Below are 21122 nucleotides of genomic sequence, written 5' to 3' on the forward strand. Positions count from 1 at the left end.
GTATGTTTCGGGTAAGGACTACCGCGCTTTAGCCCACCTGATGCAGCCAGCGGACCGGAGCGCCTTCACCTGCATGACGGAAGGGTTCGAGTTCCTCGTCCCAGGACTCGCCCAGCGCCAGGGACAGTTCGTGATAGACGGCCGCCGGGTCACCGGCCCCGGTCTCATAGGCGTACCGGATGCGGTCTTCTGAAACCATCACGTTGCCGTGGACATCAGTTGTCGCGTGGAAGATTCCCAACTCCGGAGTGTGGGACCAACGCCCGCCATCGGCTCCGGCGCTCTGCTCTTCGGTGACTTCATAGCGCAGGTGCGCCCAGCCGCGCAGGGCGGACGCCAATTTTGCTCCCGACCCCTGAGGGGCAACCCAGGAGAGCTCGGCGCGGAACATTCCGGGCGCGGCAGACTGCGGCGACCACTGGAGATCGACTCGTTGGTCGATCACCGAACCGATGGCCCACTCGATATGAGGGCACAACGCAGAAGGGGCTGAGTGTACGTACAAAACACCGCGAGCCATCACAACAGACATTCCATCCTCCATAGCTGTAGGTACGTCTTCCCCAACGACCTTCGGCTTCCGGTGGAACGGTGCTGCTTCGGTGTCCCGGCAACAATCTCCGGGAGGTGCACTTGCGTGTACAGTCAGTCCGCATGGTTAGTGAACTACGGTTCATTGTGCCGCATGAACCCGAATTGCGCCAGTGTAATTAAGGTTGTGCCCTTATTGTGGCTGGCTTCCAGGACGTTGTTTCTTGACCGGGGCCTACCTTCATCCTGATCAAGCCCTCGGGTGTGCCTGTTCGTAACTTCGTCGGAGGCGATCAACGGATACGTGGGTGTAAAGCTGCGTGGTTGAGAGGCTGCGATGTCCGAGGAGTTCCTGGACGGACCTCAGGTCCGCACCGCCGTCGAGCAGATGTGTTGCTGCCGTGTGACGCAGTGCGTGGGGGCCGCTGGCCCCGGTTCCTTCCACCGTGCGCAGCAGTTTATCCACGATCGAACGTGCCTGGCGTTGATCGAGGCGCCCTCCCCGTGGGCCGAGGAGAAGCGCGGCACCGCTCTCGGAGCGCGCCCATCGAGGCCTTCCCCGTGCCAGCCAGTCGTGGACGGCGTGCGCTGCCGGGACCCCGTAGGGAACAGTGCGCTCCCGGTTCCCTTTCCCGAGGACCTTGAGTGTACGGCGGTCAGTATCGAGATCATCGATGTCAAGTCCCACCAGTTCACCCACGCGGATCCCGGAGCCGTACAACAATTCCAGTACTGCACGGGCGCGCAGGGCAGCCGGCTCCCCGCCCACGGCCGCCGCCTGCGTTGCCGCCAATAGAGGCCCGAGCTGGGACACCGTTAATACATCCGGTAACGCACTTTGTCGTTTTGGCGCCTTCAGGCGAAGGGAAGGGTCCGCCGTGATCAGGTCCTCCCGTGCCGCCCAAGCCAGAAAACTGCGGACGGTAGCTGCGCGGCGTGCAAGTGTAGCTCGGGAGAGGCCTGTCCGGTCCAACGAGCCGAGCCATGCCCTCAGGCAAGAGAGATCGACTTCCTGCAGGGAGGTCAGTCCTTGTCCGGCGGCGAAGGCGGCGAAATGTTCGATATCGCCGCGATAGGCGCGAACAGTGTGGGCAGAGCGATTGCGTTCCTGTGCCAGATAACGGATGAAGCCCTCAGCCTCATGCGTGAACGGTGGAGATTCGGGAGCATCAGGGCCGGCCCCGCTTTCTGTATTCCTCATCACCCGAGCCTGCCTGACGTAACTGTATCTATAGGATCCAACAGCGTGTGTTGTACCCACTGTGGGCCAGTAGCTTGAAGACCTCAAGGAGGCGCACCGCGAGGCATCCTTCCGGCCCTCGGGCAGCGACACTGCGCACTGCCGGTCATCATGCAACGGCGGACATCGCGACGGTCGCCTCCAGCTCCAGGAGCGCGCGCTTCACGGCGACACCCGCCGCGTAGCCCGTGATCGCCCCGCCGGAACCCACGACGCGGTGGCCGGGAATGACGATCGAGAGCGGGTTCGCCCTGACGGCGGCGCCGATCGCCCGTCCCATGTCCTGGTTACCCATGGCAGCGGCAAGGTCCTTATATGTGCGGGTTTCACCGTACGGAATCTCCGAGACAGCGGCCCACACCTCGCGTTGAAAATCGGTTCCACGGTTCAACACGTAGGGGATCCTGTCAGCTATTTGTCCGCTGAAGTACCCTTCGAGCCATTGAGTGGCGACGCGGAATACCTCCGCGGCATTCTCGCTCTCCGGGCAGGCCGCATCCACGCCTCCGGCTTCCGCTCCTCCTCGGTTGTCGGCTTCGCCTGCCAGCGGGTCAAAAGGTGCACCGAGGAGAACGGGAGACGGTTCAGGCGAGTGGTACTCATGATAGACACCGGTCAGGCCTCCCCCGCGGGCCACCAGAACCAGTCCGCCGATCGGGCTATCGATAATCGTGAAGATTGTCATGGTCGCGCATCTCCTTTGTGTGTGAATGGATAGGTGTGCCTGAAATGTGGAAGGGACTCAGTGCCGCGTCTTGCGCCACCCGCCGTCGTCGGCCCGTTCCGCCAGCTTGTCCGCCTCAAGGCGACCAAGGCCCGAGAGGACGCCCGGCAGGCTGAGTCCGGCGACCGACGCGAGCTTGTCCACCGTCGACGATGCCCTGACCGGCAATGCATCCAGGAGCAGGAGGTCCTCCACGGTCATTCCGTCGTGGACGGCTTTGACCGCGGGACGTTCCGGCCCGGAAACCAGCGCCAGGGGGCCGGCAAGTTCAGCGATTTCGGCTGCATCAGTGACGCAAATGGCACTGCCGTCGCGGAGGAGCCGGTGACACCCCGCCGAATTCGCGGATTGGACTGACCCGGGCACGGCTCCGACTGCACGGCCGAGACCAGCGGCATGGTGCGCCGTGTTTAGTGCGCCGGAGCGCCATCGGGCTTCTGCGACCACAGTGACTGCACTCAAGGCTGCGATGAGCCTGTTTCGCTGCAGGAAACGCCAACGGGACGGTGCCGACCCAGGAGGGACCTCAGAGATCAGCAAACCCCTGCGGGCGATTTCCCTCAGAAGCTCCTCGTTGCCAGCCGGATAATAGCGGTCAATGCCGCATGCCAATACACCGAGGGTGGGAAGTGGGTGGTCTTCCCCTGCGGTCATCAGCGCCGAGCGATGGGCCTGCGCGTCAATTCCATAGGCTCCGCCGGAGATCACCGTGTAGCCACGGTTAACCAGCCCGGCAGTCATCTCCCCCGTGACCGTGGAACCGTAACTGGTGCTGTCGCGCGAACCGACGATGGCCACCACCCGCTCGAGCGGAGGGATGGTCGCGGGAGACTCGCCTCGTACCCACAGGCACAGCGGCATTCCGAGCTGAAGGTCGTTGAGTGCGGCCGGCCAAGCCGCCGACTCCGGAGTCAGCAGGGTACCGCCAAAGCGTTTAACCGTCTCCAGATCGCGCAGGGGTACCAGGCTGTCCTTCCTTGAGCCCCACCGGGCAACCGCTCCGGTCAATACGTCGGTGCGCACCTGATGACCGGTGTCAGCGAGAACCTCGAGGAACGCACGGTGCAGGGTGGGCCCGCAGCGGGTGCGGCCGGTTGCGATTCCCAACGCCTCTTCTGGCCCCGCGGCCGCGACCAAGGCCATCCCGATGTTGTCAGAGGGCTCGAACAATCGGGACAGCGCTGCTCGGGCAATCTGTACGTGACTCCAGTCAGCGGCGCTCATGCCGCGTCCTGCTGGGTCCTGAAGACCAGTGCCAGTTCAACGTCGTCACTGCCCGGTATTGATTTCCCGGCGAGGTCCGCAACGCTCCACGCGACGCGCAACACCCGGTCATAGCCACGCTTGGTTATTGCCCCTTGCTCCATGGTCAGATCCAGCGACTTTGTTGCCTTGCGGGACAGGCGAAGTTCATTGTGAAGCAATTTGGCGGGAACCTCTGCGTTGGTATGGAAGCCCCATTGGAACAGCCGGTCCCGCTGCATTTCCCGTGCCCCTGCGACCCTGGCGGCAACCGCGGCACTCGTGTCGGTAGCTGGAGCGCCTGAGAAGTCCTTCAGCGCCACACGGTGCATGGCCAACTGCAGGTCAACCCGGTCAAGGAGTGGCGCCGAAATCCGGCCGAAGTAGAGCCTTCGCTGCTGCGCGGAACACGTGCAGTTCATGCCTTTGCCGCTCGCCAGCCCGCACGGGCACGGATTCGCGGCCAGAACCAGCTGGAATCTTGCCGGATAGGTTGCTGTGCCGGCCGCACGGTGCAACACAAGCTCGCCACTTTCCAACGGCTCCCGCAACGCATCGAGAATTCGACGCTGGTACTCAGGCGCCTCGTCAAGGAAGAGGACGCCCCGGTGTGCACGCGAAGCTGCACCGGGACGCGGAATCCCGCTTCCCCCGCCGATGATGGAGGCGGCGCTGGCTGTGTGATGAGGGCTCTCGAACGGTGGCCTGCGGCGCAGTTCACGACACGCAACGGCGCTGCCGAGTGAATGGATCGCAGTCACCTGCATGGCCTGCTCGTCCGTAAGATTAGGCAGTATGCCCGGGATCCGCTCTGCAAGCATGGTTTTCCCCGCGCCGGGCGGGCCGACCATCATGAGGTGGTGCGCACCGGCTGCGGCGACCTCCACGGCAAGGCGGGCATCTGACTGCCCGGCGACGTCGGACATGTCCTTGGGCACGATCGCCACGTCCCTGGGCTGGGCCATGCGGGAGAGTTCCGTCTGGTCGGGTGTGGGAAGCTCCACTGCGGCAGCGTCCGCCCCGAAAGCCAGTGCCACCTCCGCCAGAGAATCAAAGCCACGGACCACCGCCTGCGGAACGAGGGCGGCTTCGGCAGCGTTATCGCTTGCCACGACGATATTCGGATAGCCAGCCTCGACGGCAGCCATGACGGCCGGCAGGATTCCGTTGATCGCCCGCAGTCGCCCGTCGAGGCCGAGCTCGGATAGAAAGACGGTGCGCCCGCAGTTCCGGACATCTCCAGCGGCGGCCAGCGCTGACATCACGATTGCAAGGTCGAAACCTGACCCGCGCTTCGGCAGCGACGCAGGAATCAGGTTCACGGTGATCTTCCGCCTGGTCAGCGGTAGTCCGGCATTCCGGGCAGCGGCCCGGATCCGTTCCCTGGCTTCCGACAGCGAAGCATCTGGTAGTCCCAACAGAACGAAAGCAGGCAGCGTCTGCCCGATGTCAGACTCGACCTCGACAATGTAACCGTTCAATCCCACCAGCGAGATAGCGTACGTGCGGCCGAGCGGCATCAGCTCACCGCCCGAAGGTGGTCAATCACCGGCGCGTTGACGCCGTCGTCGACAATCGCGACCGCATCCACACGGAACCCTGAGAACCGAAGGTCGTGTGCGCGTGCCCACCGCAAGGCAAGGAGATACAGCCGCTCCAGCTTGCCCGGCGTGATGGCCTCAAGCGGGTGACCGAACTTCTCCGTGGACCTGGTCTTTACTTCGACCACGACCAAGGTGGCGCCGTCTACGGCCACGAGGTCGATCTCGCCTACCGTGCACCGCCAGTTCCGGTCAATGACCCGAAGCCCGGCGTCTTCCAAAAACCGGGCGGCCAGCGCTTCACCGCGCCTGCCCAGCTCATCCTTTGTTCTCATGCGAACACCTCCGGATCCAGCCTGATGCAGGGTGAGTCCGGAGGTGTCGTCTTACGTGCTTATGTGGGTAAAGTCAGCGAAATCGGGCCGCTGTGGAGCAGGAGTCAGGATCTGAAGTGCGCAGGGGATCAGCCGCCCAGCGAGCCGTCCTTCGGAAGGGAGATGTCATCAGTCTTGGCCAACTCCTCAACATTGACGTCCTTGAACGTTATGACCCGAACGGTCTTCACGAACCTGGCGGATCGGTAAACATCCCATACCCACGCATCATTGAGGGTCAGGTCAAAGTAGATTTCGCCGTCCGCCGAGCGCGCCTGCAAATCCACGTGGTTGGCGAGGTAGAAACGCCGCTCTGTTTCCACCACATAGTTGAAGAGACTGACGACGTCGCGGTACTCACGGTAGAGCTGCAACTCCATGTCTGTTTCGTAGTTCTCAAGATCTTCGGCGCTCATTGCTCCATCATCCCCCAATTTCGACGGCGGGCACGCTCATACCTGTACCCGTCCCGAGGCGCCACGTGCGGCGGTGCTCCCGGCTCGGCCCGAGCCCGTCGATGGCTGCCCTGTGGCCCGCGGTTGCATAACCCTTATTGATCTCCCAGCCGTATCCCGGGTAGCTTCGGGAAAATTCGACCATGAGATGGTCGCGCTCCACTTTGGCCAGCACGCTGGCAGCTGCGACGCTGAGACACTGAAGGTCCGCTTTGATCCGCGTGTGAACCGGCGCATCACAGCTAACCTCCCGGGTCTCGACGTCCTCGAACAGGGAGCCCTGGACGGATGGTGCCAACCAGTTGTGGTTTCCGTCGAGAATCACAGCGTCGGGCCGCACCGTCCGGCTGGCCTGCGCCCACGCACGGTTTCCTGCCGCACGCAGCGCTGCCATCAAGCCCATTGCATCAATCTCGCCGGCGGTGGCGTGCCCCACCCCGTATGCGACGGCCCAGCGCTGAATTTTCGGCACCAGTGCCTCACGGTCAGCGGGACTCAGAAGCTTGCTATCCCGCACACCGCGCAAGCCCTTCGCAGTGGTGAGATCGATCACTACCAGTCCAACAGTCACCGGCCCGGCAAGGGCGCCCCGGCCCACCTCGTCGCAGCCGGCCAGAAAGCGATGGCCCTCCGAAAGGAATGACCGCTCGTACCGCAGGGTAGGCGCCTTCCCGGTCACGGCCTGGAGTTCTCCCGGCCGGTGCTTTGGGGAGCTTCGGGGACACCTGCGAACACATCCGGATAATTGCCCAGGAAGCCGAGACGGTCCAGCGGCCAGGCGATAACTGCCGCCTTGCCTTCGATGTCATCCACGTCGATGAATCCTTCCCCCGGCCCGTCCTGGTTCGCCCTGGAATCCGCCGACGCGTTTCGGTGATCCCCCATGACCCAGATTTTGCCTTCGGGCACCGTGACGTCGAACGGGACATCGGAGGGGTTCGCTCCGGGATACAGGTAGGGCTCATTCAGCGGTTCACCGTTGACGGTGATCCGCCCCTCCGAGTCGCAACAAATTACCCGGTCCCCTTCAAGGCCGATCACCCGCTTGACCAGGTGCTGTTGCGACTGATCCGGCAACAATCCGATGAATACCAGTGCGTCCTGAAACCAGTTGGTCGATGTGGTTCCCGGCGCCGGCTCGGGCAACCAGCTCTGGGTATCACGAAAGACGACGACGTCGCCGCGCTCCAGCGCGAACGGCTCGGGGACAAGCTGGTTGACGAAGATTCGGTCGTCAATCTCAAGGGTATTCTCCATGGACCCCGAAGGAATGAAGAACGCACGAAAGAGGAAGGTCTTGATCAGGAAAGAAAGAAGCAGCGCAACGGCCACGATGATGAGGATTTCCCTGGCCCAGCTTCCAAGGCTCCGGTTCTTGGATTCACCCGGAGCTTTGTCCTGGGGCTCACCATCACCCGGAACATCGAATCGCGGCGTGTCCGCAGGGTCTTCGGCGCCGTCGTTCGGTGTTCCCGGGTAGGTCTTTGCCATTCGTGCGAATCCTCTACTGTGCGTTCAGGGGTGGTCCTGCCGGCTTACGGCGCGCCGGCTGGGCGTGGGATAGTTGCTGCGTCGACAGGAGGCCAGACTACGCTGATCGCTCGGCCAATCACCCGTTCCTCGGAAACCAGCCCGCCCCCGGGAGCGCCCAACAAGCTCCGTGAATCGAAAGACTCCGACCGGTGGTCACCCATCAACCACAACTTACCCTCTGGAACGGCTACCTCGAACTTCATCTCACTCGGCGCGTTCATCGGGAAAACGTAAGGCTCCTCAAGTGCGTTCCCGTTGATGGTGACCCTCCCGCTGGAATCGCAGCACGCAACCAGATCCCCACCGACGCCGACGACGCGCTTTACATACACCGTTTCGGTGTCACCGACGCCGAAGAATCGCATGGTATCTGTCAGCGCCTGCTCGAAGCCCCCAGGGCCAAGCGGGGCGAACGAGCCTCTTCCATCGAAGACAACCACGTCTCCGCGTTTGATCTCGCCGAATACATAGTCCGTACGTGAGACCAGCACCCGGTCCCCTGCTCCCAGGAGCGGTTCCATAGAGCCGGAAGGGATATAGAAAATGTCGACCAGCAGCGCCCGCACAGTCACGATGGCCAGGCAGGCGAGGGCAACCGCATAGAACACAAAGCGCCAGCCCGAAGTTCCGGGCCGACGCTTTGTGGGCTGCCTGGTCTTCTTCCGCGGAACGAAGAACTCAGGCATGGTGAAGCTTGTGAATCTGGGGACTACTTGACGGTCTTCGGATCCCGCTTCTCCTTGATCTTCGCAGCCTTGCCGCGGAGATCACGCATGTAGTACAGCTTTGCCCGGCGTACGTCGCCCTTGCTGACAAGCTCGATCTTGTCGATCACCGGGGAGTGAACCGGGAAGGTACGCTCAACGCCGACACCGAAGCTGACCTTGCGAACGGTGAAGGTCTCGCGTACACCATCACCCTGGCGTCCGAGAACGAAACCCTGGAAGACCTGAACACGGGTGTTCTTGCCTTCAATGATGTTGACGTGAACCTTCAGGGTGTCGCCCGCGCGGAAGTCGGGGACATCGCTGCGCAGCGAGGCTGCATCCACACTGTCGAGAATATGCATGTGCATTGCTCCTGGTGAACGCCACAGGTCATCCACGTTGGTCACAACGACAAAGACCTGCAGAACAGGCAGATGCCGTTGAAGATTGAGTACCGAAGCGCCCCTTGGCGGCTTCCGGTGTGCCGTCTGCGTTGGTGACGCTCCCCCTGTGGCAGGCGCGCACCCAGTTGGCACGAGTACCAATTATGCCACAGTGCGGCCGCTACGGCAGAACTGAAGGCCTCTCGCCGATGGGAGCGAGTACTCCGTTGACCACCGCATAACCAGCCTCTGCCAGCACAGCCAGATCTGCGGCGCTGAGTGTCTCCACGTCCAGGCCGCCGAGCAAATCCGGGCGCCGGAGGGCAGTGCGCCGTAACTGTTCGTCCCGCCGGTAGCGCGCGATGTGGGCATGGTTGCCGCTGAGGAGTATCTCCGGCACCTCGAACTCACGCCACGAGGACGGCTTCGTATAGACCGGGTACTCAAGCAGACCGTCCGCGTGGGACTCCTCGATCAGTGACTCGGGATTTCCGACGACGCCGGGAAGCAGCCGCGCGACCGCCTCCACCATCGCGAGCACAGCCACCTCTCCCCCGTTGAGCACGTAGTCGCCGAGACTCACAGGCCGGACGTCGTATGAGTCCGCCGCCCAGTCAAGCACCCGCTCATCGATGCCCTCATAGCGACCGCAGGCGAAGACGAGATGTTCTTTCTCCGCGAGCTCGTGTGCCATTGCCTGGGTGAAGCGTTCCCCCGCGGGAGAGGGAACAATCAACACCGGACGCGATTCGCCGCGTACGACCTCCAACGCCTGGGCCCAGGGCTCGGGCTTCATGACCATCCCGGCACCGCCACCATATGGCGTGTCGTCGACCGTCCGGTGCCGGTCGACCGTGAAGTCACGCAGGTTGTGCACAGTGAGGGAGAGCAGTCCGTCCTGCCGCGCCTTGCCGATCAGCGAGAGCTCCAGGGCTGCAAGGTACTCAGGAAAGATGCTGACGACGTCAATGCGCACTAGCTGTCGCTGACGTCTGGGCGTGGCTCTTCCGCCTGATTTGAACCGGGAAGATTCAGTTCCAGCAGCCCCGCCGGAGGAGTCAGGACCACGAACCCGCCCTCGATATTCACTTCAGGCACAATCTCTGAGACGAATGGCACCAGCACTTCCTCGCCGTCCGGCCGCTCGATGATCAGCAGGTCCTGGACGCTCATGGTGCGCAGGGCACTCACCCGACCGACGACGTCGTTCCCCACCCGGGCCTGGAGGCCGACCAGTTCGTGTTCATACCAGGCGTCGCCGTCGTCGTCGTTGTTCTCCTCGGAATCGATGAAGAGCTGTGCGCCGCGCAGAAGTTCGGCGGCGTTGCGGTCCGGAACCTCCTCGAAGCCGAGGACGAGGATGTCTTTGTTCCAGCGTGCACTGGAGATCGTCAGCGGACCGCTGGAGGCAGGCTCCACGCGAAAAACGGCGCCAGCTTCGAACCGCTCCTCGGGAGCGTCCGTGAACAGCTGAATGGTAACCTCACCGCGAATGCCATGGGGTTTGCCGATACGGGCAACCTGCAGGTCCATCTGGTCTCCGGTTTCGAGTTGGTGTAGGCGGATCGTCAAAAAGTCCGGCCCCAACACTGGCGTGGTGGGGCCGGACTTGGAAGCATGTACTGCTGGTCAGCGGCGGCGGTCGGTGTCCACGACGTCGACCCGCACCGGCTCGCCGTCAGCGAGGGCCGAGATGACAGTGCGCAGCGCGCGTGCTGTCCTTCCCTGCCGGCCGATGACGCGGCCAAGGTCTTCCTGGTGAACCCGGACCTCGAGCGTCTCACCGCGACGGTTGGATTTCGCTGACACCCGGACGTCGTCAGGGCTGTCCACGATTCCGCGAACGAGGTGTTCCAGCGCTTCAGCGAGCAATTTACTCAGCCTCGGAAGCTTCTGCCTCAGGCTCGTCGGCCTTCTTGCTCTTCTTCGTGATGGCCTCGGGCACAATGACAGAACCCTTCTCAGGTGCCGTAAAGGCTTCCTTCGGGGCCTTGGTCTTCAAGGTGCCTTCCTGGCCCTCGATACCCTTGTACTTCTGCCAGTCACCGGTGATCTTGAGGATCGCGGCGACCTGTTCGGTGGGCTGTGCGCCGACTCCGAGCCAGTACTGCGCGCGGTCCGACTTGACCTCGATGAACGAGGGCTCTTCAGTGGGGTGGTACTTGCCGATCTCCTCGATGGCACGCCCGTCGCGCTTGGCGCGGGAGTCCATGACGACAATACGGTAGTACGGTGCGCGCATCTTGCCGAAGCGCTTCAGGCGAATCTTTACGGCCACTTGTGTGGTCACTCCTTGTTGATCAAAAGGGCGAACTCCGGTTTCTGCACCCGTGGGGCGGGCCATACATTTTGGGGTTCTAGAGGACACAATGCACGCAGAGAGAGGGGCTGCGCAGATTGGGTACAGCTATATTGTGCCAGAAGGAACAGCCTGCAGGCGACTCAGGCACGCGTTCACCCTACAGCGACCCGTAGTTTGTTGTTCCAGGGGTCGCTGAACCGCAGCTCAGCGCCGGTGTGGTGGTACCCCACCCCCGCTGCATCCAGCCGCTCCGCGAGGGCGTCTGCCTCGTCAGCCGTCGGAACGTGAAGGAGGACTTCCCCGAGGCCGAGGGTGTCCCGCCGCGGCCCCGCACCGCGACTGTTCCAGACATTCATGGCCATGTGGTGATGGTATCCCCCGGCAGCAACGAACAGCGCCTGGCCGTGCCAGCCCGCTGTCCTTTCGAAACCGAGCGTGGACACGTAGAAGTTCTCCGCGGTCTCAACGTCGCCTACCTGCAGATGGACGTGCCCGACGCCGGCAGGAGCCTCCTCCTGATTCCTCATTGAATCCTCGGTCAGGTTCGCAGTCAGGTACTGCTGAGGCGGCAGCGGCACGTTGTCCATCATGACCGAGCGGTGGCCATTTGAGGTGGTCCAGTTCCAGGTCTCGCGGGGTTTGTCGAAGTACAGCTCGATGCCGTTGCCCTCCGGGTCCGTGAAGTAGAAGGCCTCGCTGACAAGGTGGTCCGCACTGCCCACATAATGGCCTTTCCCGGCCTGTGCCGTCTGCGCCGCAGTTGCGACTGTTGCCGCCAGATCCGCGCGGTCGGCAAACAGAATGGCGGTGTGGAACAGCCCCGCCTCCGTGCGCGCGGGCAGCTTCAAACCACCGGCCGGGACCAGACGGATGAGGGGTGTATTGGGACGGCCCAAGTACAGCCCTTCGGTGGATTCGGCGAGATCAACGAGTCCGAGCGCCGACCGGTAGTAGCCCGCCATCCGGCCCAGATCGCCCACCTTCAGCGTGACGGTTCCCATTGCCGTCTCGGCCGGGAGCAGGTCCTGTACTGAGTTCATGAGTTCCTCCAAGTGCGCGCTGTTACTGGATCTAACTACTTGAAGGTTAAAGCTATTCCCCAGGCAGTACCAGTTTCAGGCCGCTTTTCGGCTGTGGGCGCGAATGAAGTCGGTAATCAGATCCGCACCGGCCGAGGTGTCCTGCGGACGGTGTCCTCCACCAGCCACTGTGTGGCCGGCGCCCGTCTCAGCCAGATACGCCGCCACTTCCTCATAGAGCGGCTCCCACCCACCTGTCAGCACGAGGGTGGGGACGCCGGGAACAATATGCAGGGGCGCCGTCCAGGGCGGTGCCTGCAATCTCAGACGCCGCGCAGCGCGCTTTGCCTCGGCGGTATCAAGGGGCCGGGGCTCGGCGGCGAAGACCAGCCGAACAAACTCGCGGTTGAACTCCTCGTCTGTGAGCTCGCCCGCCCTGTCGAACAAGGGCTGCACCCGCGCCTTGTGCGCAGCTGTGGCCGGTAGTGACTCCGTGAGCGACAGGCACGCAGGCTCAGCCAGAGTCAACGACCGCACTAGCTCGGGTCGCTCGACCGCAACCATCATCGCTGCAACTGACCCCTGCGACGCAGCGACCAAATGGCCGCCGGATCCCAGCGCCTCGGTGACGATTTGCTGATCCTGCGCGAAATCGGTGGGCAGCGGAGCGGCAACCGGATGGAACCCGTGGCGGCGGACAAAGAGGCAGTCGAACTCCAGGGCCATCCCGTGCTGACGGGTCCAGGCGGCGGCACCGAAGTTACCGGCACCGTGCACGAAAACAACGCGTTCACTTTTCATGGCATCAACCTAGGTGCCGCCTCTGACGAAATGCAGAAATCCCCTGGGGGAGATTGGTCCGGTACTACTTGCCGAGGAACTTCTCGAAACCCTTGGGCAGGTTGAGCGAGGCAGGATCGAAGTCATCCTGCTTGCCGAAAGCGGCACCGCTGGGAACCGCCGCCCGCTGCCCGTTCCGCTTGGCTTCCGCAGCGGCAGCCTCCTGCGCTGCCTTTGCGGGATTGCCCGACTTGGGCTTCTTCTTGCCCTTGGCATTCGGCTTGCCCTTACGTGCCCCACCCGAGAATCCCCCGGGTCCGGGCATGCCCGGCATTCCCGGAATGCCACCGCCGGCAGCCATCTTGCGCATCATCTTCTGGGCCTGCCCGAAACGCTCCAGCAAGCCGTTGACCTCTGATACGTGCACACCGGACCCACGGGCAATGCGGGCCCGGCGGGAACCGTTGATGATCTTCGGTGCAACCCGCTCATGGGGTGTCATAGAGCGAACGATCGCCTCCACCCGGTCAATCTCACGCTCATCAAAATTCTCGAGCTGCTGCCGCATGTTCGCCGCACCAGGCATCATCATGAGCATCTTCTTCATGGAGCCCATGTTGCGGATCTGCTGCATCTGCGCGAGGAAGTCATCGAGGGTGAAGTCCTCCTGGTCGGCGAACTTCTTCGCCATCCGTGCGGCTTCATCCTTGTCCCAGGCCTGCTCAGCCTGCTCGATCAGGGTGAGGATGTCTCCCATGTCGAGAATTCGGGATGCCATGCGGTCCGGGTGGAAGACCTCGAAGTCCGTGAGCGCTTCACCGGTCGAGGCGAACATGACAGGCTTGCCCGTTATGGACGCGACGGAGAGCGCCGCTCCGCCGCGGGCATCGCCGTCGAGCTTGGTCAACACCACGCCGGTGAAGTTCACGCCCTCGTTGAAAGCCTGCGCAGTGTTTACTGCGTCCTGGCCGATCATCGCATCGATGACAAAGAGAACTTCGTCCGGAGTTACCGCATCGCGGATGTCGGATGCTTGCTGCATCAGCTCGGCGTCGATGCCCAGACGACCCGCCGTGTCGACGATGACGACGTCGTGCAGTTTGGTCCGTGCCTCGGCAACGCCCCGGCGGGCGACATCAACGGGATCACCTGTGGCAGCCTCAGATTCGGAACTGACACCGGGATGCGGCGCAAAAACCGGTACACCGGCACGCTGACCGTTCACCTGCAGCTGCTTGACCGCGTTGGGACGCTGCAGGTCACACGCGACCAGCAGCGGACTGTGACCCTGACCCTTGAGCCACTTGGCCAACTTTCCAGCCAGCGTGGTTTTGCCCGCACCCTGCAGGCCGGCGAGCATGATCACCGTCGGCGGGTTCTTGGCGAGACGCATCCTGCGGGTCTCCCCGCCCAGGATTCCCACCAGCTCCTCGTTCACGATCTTCACAACCTGCTGGCCTGGGTTCAGCGCCTGGGAAACCTCCAGACCGAGCGCGCGCTCCTTGACCTGCGCGGCGAAAGCGCGCACGACCGGGACAGCAACGTCCGCGTCGAGCAGGGCGCGGCGGATCTCGCGGACCGTGGCGTCGACGTCGGCCTCTGACAGGCGGCCCTTGCCGCGAAGGTTCTTGAAGGTCGCTGTCAGCCGGTCTGAGAGTGAATTGAACACGGTACGTGAACTGCTTTCCTCGAGCTTGCGTGGATTCAACTATCAAGGGTAGCAACTGGGCATCTTCCCCGTGTGCGCGAGACAGGGAGACACCTTCGGTGGCAGGGTGTTAAGGGTGACTACTCATGCGATTGACGAACAGGCCTCGGGACATCAGTTTCAGGGGCAGGCAATCCGCACGCTGCTGATCCTCGGTGCGTCGGGAGACCTCACCGGCCGCCTCCTCCTGCCCGGCCTCGCACGTCTGGTCCGGCATGGCAAGGCAGGCAACCTGGCCCTCGTCGGAGCGGGATCGGATGCCTGGAGCGAAGAACAGTGGCAGGACCGGCTGGAAACCTCCTTTGCTGCCGCTTCCGCCGCTTCCACCCAGAATAACGACGACGACGGCGAACACGCGCTCACCCGCATCCGGGAAGACAGCACGTACCACCAGGTGGATGTGACCGCCCAGGGTGCGCTCGCAGAGCTGATCGCCGGGCTCCAGGGGCCGGTGGCCATTTACTTCGCCCTTCCCCCCGCCGTCAGCGAGAAGGCGTGCGCAACGCTCGAGCCCAAAGACCTGCCGGAGGGTTCGCGGCTGGTGCTGGAGAAACCGTTCGGAACGGACCGGGAATCGGCGCACCGGCTCAATTCCATCCTCGACGGCCTGGTTCCCGAAGATCATGTCCACCGGGTTGACCACTTCCTGGGCAAGGCCACCGTGCTCAACATCCTGGGCCTGCGGTTCGCGAACCGCTTCCTGGAACCGGTCTGGAACAACCTCCACATCGAATCCGTGGACATCGTGTTTGACGAGAAGCTCACGCTCGAAAACCGTGCGCGCTACTACGACGGCGCCGGAGCCCTGCGTGACATGATCCAGAGCCACTTGCTGCAGGTTATGGCGCTGATCGCGATGAACGCGCCGTCGACCCTCCACGAGCGGGACCTCCGCGACCACATCGGGACCGTTCTTCGGGCGAGCTCCGTTGGGCGCGACTACAGGAACACCACCCGGCGCGCCCGGTACACGGCAGGCACCATCGAGAACCGGGATGTGCCCAACTACGTGGATGAGGACGGCGTCGATCCTGCCAGGGGGACCGAAACACTCGCGGAAATCGAAGTCTCCATCAACAACGACCGCTGGGCCGGCGTACCTTTCAGGCTGCGTTCGGGCAAGGCAGTGGGCCGCACCCATAAGGAAGCCGTCATCACTTTCAAACCGGTGAATCACCTGCCTGACGGGTTCACCGGCGTTGATTCGCCCACGAGGTTAAGGATCGGATTCGGTCCCGACACTCTGCAGCTGGACATCGACGTCAACGGCCCCGGTGACGTGTTCTGCCTGGACCGGGCCACCCTGCAGGCCGAACTCAACGCTTCCGAGCTGCTCCCCTACGGCGAAGTCCTGGACGGTGTGCTTTCAGGGGACCCGACGCTGTCCGTCCGCGGGGACACAGCGGAGGACTGCTGGCGCATCGTCGAGCCTGTCCTTGCCGCGTGGCAGGCGGACGAGGTTCCGATGGACGAATATCCCGCCGGCTCGCACGGCCCGTCCTCGTGGCCGGAGCCGTAAGCACCGAGTTTTCGCACAGATATGGCGGGTTGAACAGGGTTCAACCCGCCATGTCTGCACGAACTCTCCGGGTTAGAGCGCGGCTTCCCCGCGTTCACCAGTACGGACACGAACGGCATCCTCGACCGGAAGGACCCATACCTTGCCGTCTCCGGCCTTGCCGGTGTTGGCAGTTGAGACCAGGACATCGACGATGTCGTTGACCCAGGCGTCAGCCACCAGGACCTCCACTCGCGCCTTCTGCAGGAGATCAACTGTGTATTCCGCTCCGCGGTAGACCTCGGTGTGTCCGCGCTGGCGGCCGTAACCACTGGCCTGGCTGACCGTCAGGCCCTGTACCCCGTAGTTCTCGAGGGCTCCCCGGACGTTGTCTAGCTTGTCCGGACGAACAATGGCTGTCACTAGCTTCATGAGTTCACTTTCTGCTGTGCCGTTTCAACGCGTGGTGCCGGTGCAGGCTCGTGGAAGGGATGGAACGGGCCACCGACTCCCAGTCCACCGAACTCATATGCGGTCTCGGCGTGCTCGGAGAGGTCCACGCCGGACACCTCGTTATCGGCAGTGACGCGGAATCCGATGGTCTTGTGGATGGCCAGGCCAATGAGTGCGGTCATGACCGCTGAGAGGGTAACCGCCACCAGGACCGACACCACCTGCGCCAAGAGCTGGCCGAAACCACCGCCGTAGAACAGGCCGCCGCCTACGCCGTCGACGGGCAGGGCGATGAAGCCGATCGCGATCGTGCCGAGCGTGCCCGCCACAAGGTGCACCGCAACGACGTCGAGCGAGTCATCAAAGCCGAGCTTGTACTTGAGTCCGACGGCGAGGGCGCACATTGCGCCCGAGACCAGGCCGAGGCCGACGGCGCCGACCGGGCTTACGCTGGCGCAGGCCGGTGTGATCGCCACGAGTCCGGCGACGATCCCCGAAGCGGCTCCCAACGAGGTGGGACGGCCGTCGCGGAACCGTTCAATCACGAGCCAGCCGACCATCGCTGCGGCCGGAGCGGCCATCGTGTTGATCCAGATGAGTCCTGCTTCCTCCGCGGTGCCGGCAGCACCGCCGTTGAATCCGAACCAGCCGAACCAGAGCAGCGCGGCGCCGAGCATCACCAGCGGGACGTTGTGCGGGCGGTGCGCCGGATCCTTGCCGAAGCCCTGCCGTTTGCCCAGAATGATGGCCAGGACAAGCGCTGCGACGCCCGCGCTGATGTGGACAACGGTTCCACCCGCGAAGTCGATTGCTTCGCCGACTGCAGCGCCGATGGCGCCCTCGGCGCTGAGGAGACCGCCTCCCCAGACCATGAATGCCAGGGGGCAGTAGACAGCGGTGACCCAGATGGGGACGAAGAGCGACCAGGCGCCGAACTTGGCGCGGTCGGCGATCGCGCCGCTGATCAGCGCTACCGTGATGATGGCGAAGGTTGCGCCGTAGCCGGCGCTGATCATGTCCTCGGTACCGATGAGGCCCTCAAGCCCGAATGAGGCGAAGGGATTGCCGAAGAGCTGGGCGACGCCGTCTCCTCCAGTCATCGAGTAGCCCCAGAGCACCCAGACAATGCCCACGAGGCCAACGGCGATGAAGCTCATCATCATCATGTTCAGCGCTGCCTTGGCGCGTGTCATGCCGCCGTAGAAAAATGCCAGTCCGGGTGTCATGAGCAATACCAGGGCGGCGGAAACCATGACCCAGACGTGACCTGCAGTCAGATCCATCTTTTCGTCCTCTCGGAAGTGGCGGGCACTTCCCGCTGGTTCAATACTTTGGCAATCCCGTGTTTCGCCGCCTTGGGAATTGTGTTGCGGGGACGTTACAAGCCGTGCACCGAGGTAAAGAGTGGATGACCGCTTTGTTTCGCTTGTGTTTCGCGGTGGGGGTGGCGGCACGGGCGGGCCGGCGTCGTCGTGTCACTGAATGGAGGGAGCTGGCGGTTAAGCTTGAATGACGCTGAATCTCAGCCAAGCTTTTGGAGAAGAATGCCTCATCCACCCACTGAACCGAACGACACCGCGCGCGCCCGGCGCGTAACGGCGCGCCACCAGGCCCAGGGCCGTCCGGATCCCCGACTGATGATCGGTGCTGCCGCTGCCGCCGCGATGCTCCTTGCCGGGACCCTTGTGGGCGTCACCGTTCTGCCCAACGGCGGACGCCCGGCCACGGTTGAAAGCATTGCCCCTCCTCCACCGCCGGAGCTGACCGGAACTCCTTCGCCGGCGTCCACCGAACCGCTCCCGGCTCCTCCGACCGTGTTCTACCAGCAGGCAGGGCCACCCGCGGGCTCGCCGCTGGAGGCCGTGGAACCGATGAGTGTTTCCGTCAGCGGCGAGCGGACGGGCACAGTCCTTCCGGAAGGACTCATTGGGCTTTCGCTCGAAGCGACCGACCTCGCGGATCCCCGGCTGAACGGTGAGAATACCGAGATGGTGGCGAGCCTGCAGGGACTCGGACAGCCGATGCTCCGCTTCGGAGGCAACGCCGTGGACCGCCGCTTCTTCTGGACTTCCAGTGGAGAGCCGCTCCCTGCCGGACTCAAGGGCGACGAAGCGCATCCAGTGCGTGCTGCAGGACCGGCGGATCTGGAGCGCATCAACACCCTGCTGGTTGCAGCGGATGCCACCATCAGCCTGACCGTGGACCTTGCGCATTTCGATCCCGCCCGCGCAGCAGACATGGCAAAGCACGCCTCGAACATTTTCGGTGACCGTCTGGTGGGCATCACCGTGGGCAATGAGCCCAACGGCTACCCGAAGACCGGCCTGCGTCCGGATGACTGGTGGATCGAGGACTACCTCGAGGAACTGAAACAGTACGCGGAGGCGATGTACGCTGTCGCGCCCAACGTGGCGATCGTTGGACCGGGTACATACGCCGAATCCTGGTGGGAGCCCTTCGCCGAGGCTGACATCCCGCAGGAGAAGATCCTGTCCTTCCACCATTACCCGCTGTCCCAATGCGACGGCGCCGAGGACCCACTGGGCGAGCCAATCATGGAAAACCTGATGGCCCACCCCATCCATGAACGCGCCCAGGACTACCGCATGCGGGCAATGGCACCGGCGAACAACGCGGGCCTGTACACCTGGATCCCGGAGACCGGCATCTCGGCCTGCCCCGGGTCCAACGAGACCACCGAGACGCACGCCTCGGCACTATGGAGCGTCGACTACGCTTTGAGCGCAGCGAAACTGGGCATCCCCCGCCTCAGCTTCCACAGTTCGCTCATCACGTGCGTGGGCGGCCCGCCGATGTCCGCCATCTGCGCGGGCGGCGCCTACCTGGAACCGGACGCCACGTTCAATGAGAGGGCCAATTACTATGGGCTGTCCCTCGTGGCGGAACTGCCTACCGGCTGGTTCCTCGAATCCTCGCAGCAGGGCGGCGGGCTTGCCTACAGCTACGCCGTCAGGCACGAGGACGGCAGCATGAGCGTGATCCTCGTAAACCAGAACAACCCCCAGACCGCTGCTCCTGCTGATGTGAGAATCACCCTGCCCGAGGGTGCACGCACGGGTGTGATGACGCAGATGACAGGGCTGTCCTATGGAGCCGAGAACGAGACAGTCGTGGACGGGTTATTGGCCCCGCCCATCCCGGCTTTGGAACGGCCGTCCATTCCCGGCTTCGTTCCAGGCACCACCGAGGTTGCGCTGCCCGTCACCGCCGGTACGGCAACGGTGTTCACCTTCACCTTCTAGCCCATTTCGGGCCGAGACTGGATGCGCCGGCGGAGCAATCTCCGCCGGCGCATCCAGTCTATTCAGCTCTGGGTCGGACTAATTCAGCAGTGCGTCGACGAATCCTTCGGCCTCAAAGGGTGCGAGGTCGTCAGCACCTTCACCGAGTCCAATGAGTTTCACCGGAACACCGAGTGAACGTTGGATAGCGACGACGATCCCGCCTTTGGCTGTGCCGTCCAGTTTGGTGAGGACGATGCCGGTGATATTGACGACCTCGGCAAATACCCGTGCCTGGTTGAGTCCGTTCTGCCCGGTGGTTGCGTCGAGGACAAGCAAAACCTCGTCCACGGTGCCCTGCTTCTCGATGACCCGCTTTACCTTGCCGAGCTCATCCATCAGACCCACCTTGTTCTGCAGGCGACCGGCGGTGTCGATCATGACGACGTCGACCTCGCCGTCTATGCCTGCCTTCACAGCTTCGTACGCGACCGATGCGGGGTCCGCGCCGTCGATGTCGGACTTCACCGTCGGCACGCCCACGCGCTGTCCCCAGGTGGCCAACTGCTCTGCCGCGGCAGCACGGAACGTGTCCGCCGCACCCAGCAGCACGTCCTTGTCCTCTGCTACCAGAACCCTGGCCAGCTTGCCTACGGTGGTGGTCTTTCCTACCCCGTTGACGCCGACAACCATCACGATTGCGGGACGGTCCGCGTGCCTGTCTGTGGCCAGGGACCGGTCCATGGTGGGATCGACCAGCTTCACGAGTTCCTCGCGGAGCATTTCCTTGACCTCTTCGGGGCTTCGGCTGCCTGCTATCTTCACGCGGGCGCGGAGGGCGTCAACAAGTTCGGTCGTCGGCTCGGTGCCGAGGTCTGCCAGCAGCAGCGTTTCCTCAATCTCGTCCCAGACGTCCTCGTCGATCTGATCGCGCGAGAGAAGGGCGAGCAGTCCCTTGCCGAGTGCGTTGTTGGACTTGACCAGCCGTGCGCGCAGACGCGCGAGCCGGCCCTGGACAGGATCAGGGGTTTCAACCGGGACGGTCTCGACGCCGGTGTCCGCCTCCTCGAGGTCGCGGAGATCGTCCGGAATAACGACGTCGGGGGCAGTGTCGGTCCCGACAGGCCGGTCCAGGGTGTCGGTGCCGGCACCGCGCGAGGTGGCGCCGCCGTCGTCGTCGGCGTCCCGCGTGGTTGTGTAGGTGCCCGGCGGGGTCCGGCGGGACCGCACGAGCAGGGCTGCAAGCGTGCCCAGAACGGCAAGCGCTACGACTACATAAATTACTATCGGGAGGATCTCGTTCACGTTTCCAAGCTTCTCACACCGGGCATTGGCAATCGGAAGCCGCGGGAACTGGGAGAATCGTACTTTGTGGTTGCTTTTCGGAACT

Annotated in this window: 23 protein-coding genes; 2 read left to right on the plus strand and 21 right to left on the minus strand. The window is 63.5% G+C overall.

Annotation, left to right across the window (positions count from 1 at the left end; translation table 11 throughout):
- Positions 1-28: 28 nt before the first annotated feature.
- The 18 genes from ACX80C_RS02530 to ffh form a co-directional block, all read right to left on the minus strand.
- Positions 29-532 carry a DUF3145 domain-containing protein gene (locus tag ACX80C_RS02530; protein WP_459324659.1) on the minus strand — a complete coding sequence of 168 codons (504 nt, stop codon included), beginning with the start codon at positions 530-532 and terminating at the stop codon, positions 29-31.
- A gap of 249 nt (positions 533-781) precedes the next feature.
- Positions 782-1732, minus strand: coding sequence for a tyrosine recombinase XerC (locus tag ACX80C_RS02535; protein WP_459324660.1), 951 nt, complete (start codon positions 1730-1732; stop codon positions 782-784).
- Positions 1733-1880: 148 nt separating this feature from the next.
- The gene (locus tag ACX80C_RS02540; RefSeq protein WP_459324661.1) at positions 1881-2456 is read right to left on the minus strand and encodes a methylated-DNA--[protein]-cysteine S-methyltransferase; all 576 of its coding nucleotides are present in this window, start codon (positions 2454-2456) and stop codon (positions 1881-1883) included.
- 57 nt (positions 2457-2513) lie between these two features.
- Positions 2514-3719 (minus strand): DNA-processing protein DprA, encoded by a 1206-nt coding sequence (dprA, locus tag ACX80C_RS02545; RefSeq protein ID WP_459324662.1) that lies wholly within the window; start codon positions 3717-3719, stop codon positions 2514-2516.
- Positions 3716-5257, minus strand: a complete 1542-nt coding sequence (locus ACX80C_RS02550; RefSeq protein ID WP_459324663.1) for a YifB family Mg chelatase-like AAA ATPase — start codon at positions 5255-5257, stop codon at positions 3716-3718. The genes dprA and ACX80C_RS02550 overlap by 4 nt, the downstream gene beginning before the upstream one ends.
- A complete protein-coding gene (locus ACX80C_RS02555; protein ID WP_459324664.1) occupies positions 5257-5613 on the minus strand; it encodes a YraN family protein in 357 nt (118 codons plus the stop codon). Before ACX80C_RS02555 ends, ACX80C_RS02550 begins: the two co-directional genes overlap by 1 nt.
- A gap of 128 nt (positions 5614-5741) precedes the next feature.
- Positions 5742-6068, minus strand: a complete 327-nt coding sequence (locus ACX80C_RS02560) for a DUF2469 domain-containing protein (RefSeq protein WP_167993217.1) — start codon at positions 6066-6068, stop codon at positions 5742-5744.
- 7 nt (positions 6069-6075) lie between these two features.
- Complete coding sequence (locus ACX80C_RS02565; RefSeq protein WP_459324665.1) at positions 6076-6786, minus strand: ribonuclease HII; 711 nt, start codon at positions 6784-6786, stop codon at positions 6076-6078.
- A complete protein-coding gene (gene lepB / locus ACX80C_RS02570; protein WP_459324666.1) occupies positions 6783-7598 on the minus strand; it encodes a signal peptidase I in 816 nt (271 codons plus the stop codon). The genes ACX80C_RS02565 and lepB (ACX80C_RS02570) overlap by 4 nt, the downstream gene beginning before the upstream one ends.
- Before the next feature lie 44 nt (positions 7599-7642).
- On the minus strand, positions 7643-8326 hold the full coding sequence (gene lepB / locus ACX80C_RS02575) for a signal peptidase I (RefSeq protein WP_459324667.1): 684 nt from the start codon (positions 8324-8326) through the stop codon (positions 7643-7645).
- Between the two features lie 23 nt (positions 8327-8349).
- Complete coding sequence (gene rplS / locus ACX80C_RS02580) at positions 8350-8709, minus strand: 50S ribosomal protein L19 (RefSeq protein ID WP_459324668.1); 360 nt, start codon at positions 8707-8709, stop codon at positions 8350-8352.
- A gap of 202 nt (positions 8710-8911) precedes the next feature.
- The gene (trmD, locus tag ACX80C_RS02585; RefSeq protein ID WP_459324669.1) at positions 8912-9706 is read right to left on the minus strand and encodes a tRNA (guanosine(37)-N1)-methyltransferase TrmD; all 795 of its coding nucleotides are present in this window, start codon (positions 9704-9706) and stop codon (positions 8912-8914) included.
- Positions 9706-10263, minus strand: coding sequence for a ribosome maturation factor RimM (gene rimM, locus ACX80C_RS02590; protein WP_459324670.1), 558 nt, complete (start codon positions 10261-10263; stop codon positions 9706-9708). The genes trmD and rimM overlap by 1 nt, the downstream gene beginning before the upstream one ends.
- 96 nt (positions 10264-10359) lie before the next feature.
- Complete coding sequence (locus ACX80C_RS02595; RefSeq protein ID WP_459324671.1) at positions 10360-10602, minus strand: RNA-binding protein; 243 nt, start codon at positions 10600-10602, stop codon at positions 10360-10362.
- 1 nt (position 10603) lies between these two features.
- Positions 10604-11008, minus strand: a complete 405-nt coding sequence (rpsP, locus tag ACX80C_RS02600; protein WP_167993226.1) for a 30S ribosomal protein S16 — start codon at positions 11006-11008, stop codon at positions 10604-10606.
- Between the two features lie 176 nt (positions 11009-11184).
- Positions 11185-12072, minus strand: coding sequence for a VOC family protein (locus ACX80C_RS02605; RefSeq protein WP_459324672.1), 888 nt, complete (start codon positions 12070-12072; stop codon positions 11185-11187).
- Positions 12073-12147: 75 nt separating this feature from the next.
- Positions 12148-12852 (minus strand): alpha/beta fold hydrolase, encoded by a 705-nt coding sequence (locus tag ACX80C_RS02610; RefSeq protein ID WP_459324673.1) that lies wholly within the window; start codon positions 12850-12852, stop codon positions 12148-12150.
- 64 nt (positions 12853-12916) lie between these two features.
- Positions 12917-14500 (minus strand): signal recognition particle protein, encoded by a 1584-nt coding sequence (ffh, locus tag ACX80C_RS02615; RefSeq protein ID WP_459325082.1) that lies wholly within the window; start codon positions 14498-14500, stop codon positions 12917-12919.
- Positions 14501-14615: 115 nt separating this feature from the next.
- On the opposite strand from ffh, the gene ACX80C_RS02620 reads away from it, so the two are divergent.
- Positions 14616-16058 (plus strand): glucose-6-phosphate dehydrogenase, encoded by a 1443-nt coding sequence (locus tag ACX80C_RS02620; RefSeq protein WP_459324674.1) that lies wholly within the window; start codon positions 14616-14618, stop codon positions 16056-16058.
- Between the two features lie 72 nt (positions 16059-16130).
- On the opposite strand, the gene ACX80C_RS02625 is transcribed toward ACX80C_RS02620, so the two are convergent.
- A complete protein-coding gene (locus ACX80C_RS02625; protein ID WP_167993233.1) occupies positions 16131-16469 on the minus strand; it encodes a P-II family nitrogen regulator in 339 nt (112 codons plus the stop codon).
- Positions 16466-17773 carry an ammonium transporter gene (locus ACX80C_RS02630; RefSeq protein ID WP_459324675.1) on the minus strand — a complete coding sequence of 436 codons (1308 nt, stop codon included), beginning with the start codon at positions 17771-17773 and terminating at the stop codon, positions 16466-16468. Before ACX80C_RS02630 ends, ACX80C_RS02625 begins: the two co-directional genes overlap by 4 nt.
- A 261-nt stretch (positions 17774-18034) precedes the next feature.
- On the opposite strand from ACX80C_RS02630, the gene ACX80C_RS02635 reads away from it, so the two are divergent.
- A complete protein-coding gene (locus ACX80C_RS02635) occupies positions 18035-19753 on the plus strand; it encodes a hypothetical protein (protein ID WP_459324676.1) in 1719 nt (572 codons plus the stop codon).
- A 78-nt stretch (positions 19754-19831) separates the two neighbouring features.
- Here ACX80C_RS02635 and ftsY read toward each other — a convergent pair whose 3' ends face one another.
- Positions 19832-21037 (minus strand): signal recognition particle-docking protein FtsY, encoded by a 1206-nt coding sequence (gene ftsY, locus ACX80C_RS02640; protein ID WP_459324677.1) that lies wholly within the window; start codon positions 21035-21037, stop codon positions 19832-19834.
- Positions 21038-21122: the final 85 nt, after the last annotated feature.

Source organism: Arthrobacter tecti (assembly GCF_054511355.1).

Coding starts and splice junctions, on each gene's coding strand:
- ACX80C_RS02530 (WP_459324659.1), bottom strand. CDS start 532: ATGTCTGTTGTGATGGCTCGCGGTGTTTTGTACGTACACTCAGCCCCT.
- ACX80C_RS02535 (WP_459324660.1), bottom strand. CDS start 1,732: ATGAGGAATACAGAAAGCGGGGCCGGCCCTGATGCTCCCGAATCTCCA.
- ACX80C_RS02540 (WP_459324661.1), bottom strand. CDS start 2,456: ATGACAATCTTCACGATTATCGATAGCCCGATCGGCGGACTGGTTCTG.
- dprA (WP_459324662.1), bottom strand. CDS start 3,719: ATGAGCGCCGCTGACTGGAGTCACGTACAGATTGCCCGAGCAGCGCTG.
- ACX80C_RS02550 (WP_459324663.1), bottom strand. CDS start 5,257: ATGCCGCTCGGCCGCACGTACGCTATCTCGCTGGTGGGATTGAACGGT.
- ACX80C_RS02555 (WP_459324664.1), bottom strand. CDS start 5,613: ATGAGAACAAAGGATGAGCTGGGCAGGCGCGGTGAAGCGCTGGCCGCC.
- ACX80C_RS02560 (WP_167993217.1), bottom strand. CDS start 6,068: ATGAGCGCCGAAGATCTTGAGAACTACGAAACAGACATGGAGTTGCAG.
- lepB (WP_459324666.1), bottom strand. CDS start 7,598: ATGGCAAAGACCTACCCGGGAACACCGAACGACGGCGCCGAAGACCCT.
- lepB (WP_459324667.1), bottom strand. CDS start 8,326: ATGCCTGAGTTCTTCGTTCCGCGGAAGAAGACCAGGCAGCCCACAAAG.
- rplS (WP_459324668.1), bottom strand. CDS start 8,709: ATGCATATTCTCGACAGTGTGGATGCAGCCTCGCTGCGCAGCGATGTC.
- rimM (WP_459324670.1), bottom strand. CDS start 10,263: ATGGACCTGCAGGTTGCCCGTATCGGCAAACCCCATGGCATTCGCGGT.
- ACX80C_RS02605 (WP_459324672.1), bottom strand. CDS start 12,072: ATGAACTCAGTACAGGACCTGCTCCCGGCCGAGACGGCAATGGGAACC.
- ACX80C_RS02610 (WP_459324673.1), bottom strand. CDS start 12,852: ATGAAAAGTGAACGCGTTGTTTTCGTGCACGGTGCCGGTAACTTCGGT.
- ACX80C_RS02625 (WP_167993233.1), bottom strand. CDS start 16,469: ATGAAGCTAGTGACAGCCATTGTTCGTCCGGACAAGCTAGACAACGTC.
- ACX80C_RS02630 (WP_459324675.1), bottom strand. CDS start 17,773: ATGGATCTGACTGCAGGTCACGTCTGGGTCATGGTTTCCGCCGCCCTG.
- ACX80C_RS02635 (WP_459324676.1), top strand. CDS start 18,035: ATGCCTCATCCACCCACTGAACCGAACGACACCGCGCGCGCCCGGCGC.